Source organism: Natrialba sp. INN-245, from assembly GCF_009807105.1.
In the GTDB taxonomy this organism is placed as follows: domain Archaea; phylum Halobacteriota; class Halobacteria; order Halobacteriales; family Natrialbaceae; genus Natrarchaeobius; species Natrarchaeobius swarupiae.
In genome coordinates this window covers 1-8,668 of record NZ_WUBV01000006.1, presented here as the reverse complement: position 1 = coordinate 8,668, position 8,668 = coordinate 1, and the positions used below count along the sequence as shown (strand labels likewise).

4 protein-coding genes and 4 pseudogenes are annotated in these 8,668 nt (G+C 51.4%); 6 read left to right on the top strand and 2 right to left on the bottom strand.

Annotated elements, in window-relative coordinates:
• The first annotated feature begins 137 nt into the window (after positions 1-137).
• Complete coding sequence (locus GRS80_RS01620) at positions 138-1,325, top strand: MFS transporter (protein ID WP_160046032.1); 1,188 nt, start codon at positions 138-140, stop codon at positions 1,323-1,325.
• A gap of 342 nt (positions 1,326-1,667) precedes the next feature.
• Here GRS80_RS01620 and GRS80_RS01610 read toward each other — a convergent pair.
• Positions 1,668-2,699 (bottom strand): annotated as a pseudogene (locus GRS80_RS01610) (IS630 family transposase).
• A 44-nt stretch (positions 2,700-2,743) separates the two neighbouring features.
• On the opposite strand from GRS80_RS01610, the pseudogene GRS80_RS01605 reads away from it, so the two are divergent.
• Together GRS80_RS01605 and GRS80_RS01600 are read left to right on the top strand one after the other, a co-directional pair.
• Positions 2,744-2,908: pseudogene (locus GRS80_RS01605) on the top strand (IS4 family transposase); the annotation flags it as partial.
• A 433-nt stretch (positions 2,909-3,341) separates the two neighbouring features.
• Positions 3,342-4,343 (top strand): annotated as a pseudogene (locus GRS80_RS01600) (transposase).
• A 358-nt stretch (positions 4,344-4,701) separates the two neighbouring features.
• Here the strand turns inward: GRS80_RS01600 and GRS80_RS01595 are convergent.
• On the bottom strand, positions 4,702-5,496 hold the full coding sequence (locus GRS80_RS01595; RefSeq protein ID WP_160046030.1) for an IclR family transcriptional regulator: 795 nt from the start codon (positions 5,494-5,496) through the stop codon (positions 4,702-4,704).
• Between the two features lie 220 nt (positions 5,497-5,716).
• On the opposite strand from GRS80_RS01595, the pseudogene GRS80_RS01590 reads away from it, so the two are divergent.
• The 3 genes and pseudogenes from GRS80_RS01590 to GRS80_RS01580 form a co-directional block, all read left to right on the top strand.
• Positions 5,717-6,006 (top strand): annotated as a pseudogene (locus GRS80_RS01590) (IS5/IS1182 family transposase); the annotation flags it as partial.
• 292 nt (positions 6,007-6,298) lie between these two features.
• On the top strand, positions 6,299-8,332 hold the full coding sequence (locus GRS80_RS01585; RefSeq protein WP_160046029.1) for a hydantoinase/oxoprolinase family protein: 2,034 nt from the start codon (positions 6,299-6,301) through the stop codon (positions 8,330-8,332).
• The coding region (locus GRS80_RS01580; RefSeq protein WP_200840302.1) for a hydantoinase B/oxoprolinase family protein at positions 8,329-8,668 on the top strand (340 nt) is incomplete at its 3' end. The genes GRS80_RS01585 and GRS80_RS01580, both read left to right, overlap by 4 nt.

Below are 8,668 nucleotides of genomic sequence, written 5' to 3'. Positions count from 1 at the left end.
ACTCTATTTCGTCCTTCACTCAGCTACCACACCAGCGTTTGCTCCAGTTTCCCGAGACTCAGCACAACTCACGAAGCAACCTTCGGGAAGTACCGATAGTTTACGGTACAGTGTCGAGAAGCTAGGAAACGGATTTAATGGAACTGAGACAGACCCTCCGGGAATCACCAGCCGTAGCGGTGATTTTCTCGAGTACTCTCGTCGCGGTGATGGGAGTCTCACTTATCAGCCCTGCACTCCCGACAGTACAGATGGCCTGGGATATTTCGGAGTCGGAGGCCAGCTTGTTGCTGTCCGCGTTCACGCTCCCGGGAATATTTCTCACGATACCGATCGGACTGGTAGCCGACCGCATCGGCCGAAAGCCGATACTAATCCCATCACTCGTCGTATTCGGGTTCAGTGGGAGCAGTATTATTTTCATCTCCGATTTCACCCTAATTCTCGCCCTCCGTGCGATTCAGGGGGCAGCAGGTAGCGCGGTCGTCATGCTCACGGTGACACTCCTCGGGGATCTCTATACTGGCGAGCAGCGACGAATGTTGATCGGCACTAACGCGGCCATTCTCGCGATTGGAGCTGCTGGATATCCGTTGCTCGGCGGCGCCCTCGCGTCGATCGCCTGGTCGGCACCGTTTGCGTGTTTTTTCCTTGCCGTCTTCGTCGCCATCTCGGGAATCCCCCTGCTGGAAGAGCCGGACTGGGACGAAAACGAGTCGAACTCGACTATTCGGGAGTTTCTCACCGGGTCAACACCGATGACTCCGTTCGCCGTGCTTTACCTCGCGATTTTTGGTATATTCTTTATTCTCTACGGTGCCCAACTCACCGCCGTTCCCTTCTTACTCGCCAACGAATTTGAGCTGTCATCCAGCGGAATAGGCGTTCTCCTTGGAATACCTGCAGTCGTAATGGGGCTGACTGCGATGCAAGGGAATCGAGTACTTAGACTGTTGACGAGTTTTCAGTCGATTGCATTAGGGTTCGTGAGCTATGGGATTGGGCTTGCCATCGTCGCAGTTGCGGACTCCATCTACGTAGTCGCCGGTGCGCTTCTCCTGTTCGGTCTTGGCCAGGGTCTCGCTGAACCAATTACGGACACCGCACTGACGGAACGAGCACCGGACGAGTTCCGTGGTAGTATCATGAGTATTCGGACAAGTATTATCAGACTCGGTACAACGGTCGGTCCGCCGCTTACGGTCGGAGCTGCAACGGTGTTCGGATACCGACAGACGTTACTGTTCTCCGGGTTAGGTATCGTTATTTTTGGACTGATATGGTTTACGACACAACGGCTCCTAACGCCTACACCAATGCCATAACCCAAATCGGCGGAATCCAGTCACGTACAATCGTTACACTCAACCCAGTATCAGTACTTCACAAAGCCGTTAGTTGAGAAGTCCGCTTGCTGAGTTGTGTCCAAGCAACATCCGTGTTCGGTTAAGGAGCGAAACCGACAGACGCCAGCGTATTGATAAGGTTATCTTCAGAAACCGCGTAGAGAGAGGTTGTGAAAACCGAACTCTCTCCAACACTCATACGCCGCCGGTTGACTTCCCTCTTTCCCGCAGACCTCGTCGAAGGCATCGCGCGCTTAATGGTTAAGATAACTTCTGAAACTCAAGGAACATCTCAAACCACTTCTTTACGAAGCTAATGCGTTACTTTAATTTCTTGACGGTTTCCTCAACGAGATTTTTGAATTCCTCTTCGTTCTCAACGACAATCGGTGACATCATCCACTTGAGGTAGGTCTAGACTTGCTCGATTGGATTTAGGTGCGGCGAACCTGATGGAAGGAAAATCAGGTCGATCCCGAGTTGATGTGCGCGCTTGCGCGTGTATTCACATCTATGTGCACCGTGCTTGTCCAAGGCGAGCAGAATCCCCTTGCCAGGATTCTGCTCGCGGATCTTCTCTAATCCCCACAAATCCGCTCTTTCTTTTCGTCCTCGGTGAACCTCACCAAACTCTCACCGTTGAGAGCGTAGAATCCGACCGCAGAATCGTGCGTCTTGACTAACTCTCGTTCAATGTGCGGGTCGTCAACGTACCAGGCACGCCGCGAATTGTCGTACAGCTGTGGCTTCGATGCATCAAAAAACCCGAAGATGGTACCGCCATCAGTACAGATATTGTCCTCAACAACCCACCCTTCTTCGTCTCCTCCCTCACGTTTGTTGTGTGGCTGGCCGTCCTCATCGAGCGCGTCGTCGACGCGCTCTTCGAGGATTCCACCAGGGTTTTCTGGCCGGTTCGGACGCTTTGGCCGTGGTTTCGCGTACGAAAGACCAAGCTCTCGAAGGAAGGTACCGAGGTAATTCGGACTGTAAGAAACGCCGAATTCTTCCTGGAGAAGATGCTGAATCTCCTGCGATTTCCACTTGACCGTCTCGAAGCATCTCGACCAGCTCCTCTTGTTCATCCTCGTTGAGTTTCGGAGGCCGGCCGCCTCCGAAACTCGGCATCAGTCCTTCTAACCCGTCTTCGTTCCAGGCATCCGCCCAGCAACCACCGGTGGTGGCCGACCGACCTTCTCGGTCGGCGGCCTCCGGAATTGAGTCGCCCTGGTAGAGATTTTTCAAAAACCCAAGCCGACGGAGGTGATGGTCGTCTTCAGCCTCGCGCAGCAGTTCATCGATTTCTTCTTCAGTTAAGTGACTCTTAATCTCCTTTCGACGTGAGCGTTCCATTACTCATGCATCGAGATTAACTCACAAAAGTTTTCGTACTCATTAGGTCGCACGCCCAGCTTATGCTCCACGAACTCAGCGAATATCTCGGCTACTCGCCGCCACCGCTGTTAGAACGGCTGATCGAAGATGCACAGAAAATCCACCAGCAACGGCCAGTGTTGCGAGAGGCGCTCGCTACCGCTACTCAACCGAGGTGTGGGCCTTAGCTAAAGACGAATGGTCGTCTACAACATCAAGCGAGCCGTGAAACAGTAAATTCCACCGCCTTATGGCGATTCAACACAGCCTTTGAAATCAATTCTACGAAATGGGCTGCGAGAAATTCCGTATATTCGAAAGATGGATAATGCACCCTATCCTAGATCTTTTGTCGCGTCCGAAATGCTGGTTCTGGTATATACGCGGCGTTCAGCGCTAATTCTGATGTATGTCATCGCCCATCACAATTACATAAGTACAGCCGTAAAGAAAAGATCACACGGCCAATCGACTGTCCCTGTCCCCTCAAAACAGCTATCGAATCATCAATTATCTCCAATTAGTATATTCGTTCTAATGTGCGGAACACACTTATGATAGCTATATGTGAGGAGCGTGTCATAGAAAGCCTCCCAAGGGAGGCCGCAGGATTTGGAAACTGTGTCCAGCAGCACCAAAACCTTGCAAGACGTAGCTTCGGTCAACGACTTCTTGAATGTCGCGGCTACGGAGACAGCACCGCTGTTTGAGCACTTGGAGTTCGAGTTTCTGCTTGAGTACGACGTGATCGCCCCCTGACAGCGGGGGCGAACACGAGTCCACAAGCCACCAGAACTCTTCAAAGGCTTTCTCCACTGCTACTACAAAGGCATCTACGGAACACGCCCAGTCACACGAGAACTCCGAAATACACTGACTTGGCTGTCCTGTGGTTTCGAGAAACCGCCTTCACGAGACACTGTTGATCGATTTCCCACTGATCTTGAATTGGTGGTAGATGATGCCTTCGACCGTCTCGTCTAGCAGGTCGCCTGTCGGGGCCTGCTCGACTCCACATATCGCATCGATTCGACTCACGTCACCGCAATTCAGTACAACAATGAAGCGACATGGAACTTTGATTCAACTGCTGAGGAACACTACTACGGGTTTGGCTGTGTGATTGTTTCAACTGGGCCAAAGATTCCGATTGCAGCGGAGTTCACACAACGAAAGCAAATCAATGCAGAGACGGCGATGCGCGTCACGAAGGACGCGCTCGCCGTCAATACACCGGTCTGGATGCTCGGAGACAGTGGCTACGACATCCTGAAGTGGCACGACTTCCTGCTGGCGCAGGGAGTCGTGCCGATTGCACCGTACAACCCACGCAATACGGACGACCCGCTCGACATGGAATACAGGGTCGAAGATTGCATCGACAAACACGCTGAAGACATCAGCCTCAAGCAGTCAGTGCTCGGCGAAACGTGCGATCACCGGACGCAGGTGGAACGAACAAACGAAGTGTGCAAGGATTGCGGCCTCGGGCGCGGACGTGCCCGAGGCCGCGTCCACGCACGAACACAGGTGTTCGTGGCGCTTTGTCTCCGCGTGATCGTCGCCATCACCAATTACGAACGTGGACACAATCCCGGACGAACGAAGCTCAAAACCCTGTGATTGATTCTATGACACGCTCTATGAGTGTAAACAGTCAACGGTTAGCCGAGTTGGCTGTGATGGATCACTATACAGCCGTGAACTTGTCTATTCCACGGTACGCGTGATGCTGTAGACAGCACACATCAGGACGAGCTCGCGGAACTCTCGATACTATGGTAGCCACTGCAGGTTAATACGCACCTGATTGCGAGACAGACCGCCGATCAGTGTATACGTCGTTTGAGTCGTTACGATAGGACCGTGCATATACGGCACCGCCGGCTACGCGCTCGATCATAGATTCCATCAACTCTCTCGTTGTGACGATACAACTCAACACCTCCCGGTGGTTCACCAGAGTCCTCAAAGGCGAATATCAGGGAGCGCCATTGGGTGATGACTGTGAGAACTGAATGTTCAGTTCAAGTTCATTAGCTCGGCCCAGCAAGTACGTGGGAAGTTCGTTCTCCAAGCGGTCGCCCTGTATTCTACGTGTGGGGCCCGAAAGACTCACCGCACCAAAGACTCTATCTTCGTCTTTCTTAATCGGTACACCCACTGCACACAAATTCTCGTGATTTTCCTCTCGGTTTACACTGTAGTTCCGTTTGCGGACCGTCCTAATTTCCTCCCATAGCCGCTCTTCGTCGGTAATAGTATTTTCTGTAAGACTAGAAAGGCCGTGTTGATCAATAATATTATGAATGCGCGAGTCCGAGAGATGAGCAAGAATTGCTTTGCCCGCTGCGGTCGCGTGCAGTGGCAGTGGTTTTCCGAGCTGGGGGCTACTCTGCACTGCATGTTCACCAGCCTTTCCGTACAGATATACCCCCATTCCATGTTCTTCAACGAAGAGTTGGGAATGCTCTCCAGTTTCTTCTGCAAGTTGATCAACTAGTTCTGTCGCAAGTTCGTATCCTGGTTTCCGATTCGAAGCATACGTCCCGAACTCAAGGAACTTGAGACTCGTGTAGTACTCTCCTTTCTCTTTGACTACGTAGTTCCGGGCTACGAGGGTTGAAAGATGCCTGTGGGCTGTGCTTACTGCGATATCCAATTGCGAAGCAACTGTTGAGAGATTTGCACCGTCTGTATTCTTAAGTATTTCTAAAATGTCGAAAGTCGTGTGTGCGGTTTGTACCTCTTTTTGACGCGCTATTTCGTCCACCATGTTGGGATATACCACACATTGAACTGACTTCAACTTTCCGCAAATTCGAATCCTTGGTAACAAATATAATATGGGCTATAGTAATCGTTAGAAATAATTGGTCACTAGTGGAAGGGGAACGATCGCTGTTGTGAAGTCAGGAAATTAGTCAAAGAACCGGTTTGCAAGTACGAGCGTGTCATAGGAAACCATCCAATGGAGGTTGCAGGGTGCAAGACGTGTGTCCAGTACAAGTGCAACCCTGCAAGACGTAGCTTCGGTTGACGACTTCTTAAATGTCACAGCTACGGAGACAGCACCGCTATTCAAGTACTTGGTGTTTGAGTTTTTGTTGGAGTAGACGTGTTCGCTCCCTCGAAGCGGGGGCGAACACGAGTACACAAACCACCGGAACTCTTCCGAGGCTTCCTGCACTGCTACTACAAAGGCATCTACGGCACACGTCCAGTCACACGAGAACTCCAAAATACACTGACCTTGATGTCCCGTGGCTTCGAGAAAACGTCCTCATGAGATACTGTTTATCAATTTTTACCCATAATCCAATTAATAAAAGTATAAAATGTTAATTAAGGAAACTATCTTTTATCCTAAATGGTAACATATCTGTTAGTATCAATTCAGAATTTGTTAGAATAATATCGGAAGAAGTCGGACTCATCGCTAAATCGAAGTAGACGAGTCTTCCTTTACTAAATCAGACCAAAGAGCAGACCCGACTGAATATATGTGGGTCCGATAGTACACATGTGTGGTTCAATCACCCCATAGCTTTATTACTATAAAATACACGTTACGTGACATGGTCGAGCGATTAGCAGTTGACATTGGCGGAACATTCGTTGACGCCATCCGTTTTGACACTGATCAGGGTACAACCCAGATTGAGAAAACTACCACGACGCCCGATAATCCAACTGAAGGCGTAATGAATGCCATCGAAAAAGTGGATGCAAACCTTACGGATACAAATGCCTTCGTTCACGGAACAACTCTGGGAATCAACGCGTTGCTCGAACGAGAAGGTGCAACTACTGGATTGATTACAAACGAGCGGTTTCGTGACGTTCTTGAAATTGGCCGATTTGATGTGCAGGAAGACGACATGTACAACATCTACTATCAGAAGCCTGAACCGCTGGTTCCCCGCCGTCGCCGTAAGGGGGTCCCAGGCCGCCTTAACGAAAACGGGGCTGAGATTGAAGCTCTCGATGAGGATGCGGTCTGCCAGGCTGCGAAAGAACTCGTGAACGAACACGGTGTTGACTCAATCGCAGTATGTTTCCTTCATGCGTACGATAATCCAATCCACGAACGGACAGCTGCTGATGTGATCAATAACGCTTTCCCAGAGCTCACAACATCCATCTCCAGTGACGTTACTAACGAGTACCGAGAATACGAGCGCACTTCAACAACAGTGATTGACGCGTATATCAAACCAATATTCAACTCCTACATCGATGAGCTCGAATCGTCACTCGCCGACCAAGACTTCGACGGGTCGTTTTTCCTCACGAGGTCCGGCGGAGGGGCGATGTCAGCCGAAGGCGCTCGAACGGCCCCCGTCGAAACAATCCTCTCTGGGCCTGCAGGCGGTCTTATCGGTGCATCCTTTGTGAGTGATAAGATCGATCGAAATAACGCACTCGCAGTCGACATGGGTGGAACGAGCTTGGATGCGTGTGTAATTGAGGACGGTTCTCCGGCCGTTGCTTATCAGTCATCGCTGGAGCACCAACCTCTCTTAATCCCCGTTTATGACATCCGAACAATTGGGGCAGGAGGGGGTTCAATTGCCTGGCTTGATGGTGAACTGTTGAAGGTCGGTCCGAAGTCTGCCGGTGCAACCCCAGGGCCGATCTGCTACGGTCGTGGTGGCACAGAGCCAACCGTTACAGACGCGGCGCTAATGTTGGGATACTTCCATCCTGATGAATTTCTGGGCGGTGAAATGGACATTGATCAGACAGCTGCCCGATCGGGGATCAAGCGAAAGCTTGCTGATCCCCAGGGGATCTCCGTCGAGGATGCTTGCACTGGCGTGTTCGACGTGATGCTAGCAAATACTGTTAGCGCAATCCGTGAGATAACCGTCGAGAAGGGACTCGATCCTCGGGACTTCTCGATGGTCGCTTACGGAGGCGCGGGTCCGATGTTCAACCCTCTTCTCGGACGAAAGTTGGATGTGGGTGAAGTTATTATTCCACAAGCTCCGTCGGTGTTTTCGGCGTGGGGCATGATGATGTCCGACGTTGTCTACGACTTCTCACAGACGAACATCGACCTGCTACAGAACACCGATGTAGAAGGCCTGGATCGAGAATTTGGTGCCCTAGAGGATGAGGCAGAGAGTCGTCTTGAGAAAGAAGGTTTCGACGCTGATGAGATCGAACTCGAGCGGAGCGTGGAATTGCGCTACCTCGGTCAGGAGCACACTGTTGAGGTGGATATTGAAGAAATCAATTCGATCGACAATCTACGTGAGAAGTTCGAAGCGGGCCATGACGCACGGTACGGTCATAGGATGGACGACCCAGCTGAGGTCGTACATCTCAGGGTGCGAGCTGTCGGCCGGAACAATAAACCGTCGCTCGAACAACTTCCCAAGGACGAGAAACCGGCAGACCCTGTCGAGGTCCGCGAGGCATATTGCTTTTCTAACGAGAGGTTTGTCGAGTTCGAGGTCTATGAACGCGAATTACTGTCGAGGAATCAAGTCATTGATGGCCCGGCAATCATACAGGAGCCAACGACCACAATGGTCTTCCACTCTGACCAGCAGGCCACAATCGACGAGTACGGTCATGTGATTATCAGGGGGGGAGACCGATGACAACAGAAGTCGACGGCGCGACGGTGGAAGTGGTTCGCAACTACCTCGTGTCGGCAGCTGCGGAGATGCACCGAACGCTTGTTCGAACGGCCTATAGCGTCGCCATCTACGAGGTCGAGGACTTTGGTATCTCACTGTACGATCGGAACCTCAACCTAATTGCTGACTCCCCAGGTCTAACAATGTTCCTCGGGGCAAACGACTACGGGGTAAAAAAGGGTGTTGAGTACGTCGGTGAGAAGAATCTCGAGCCAGGCGATATCGTCATCATGAACTATCCCTACTGGAGTTCGGCGCATACGCTGGACGTTTGCTTGTTCGCGCCAGTGTTCAGGG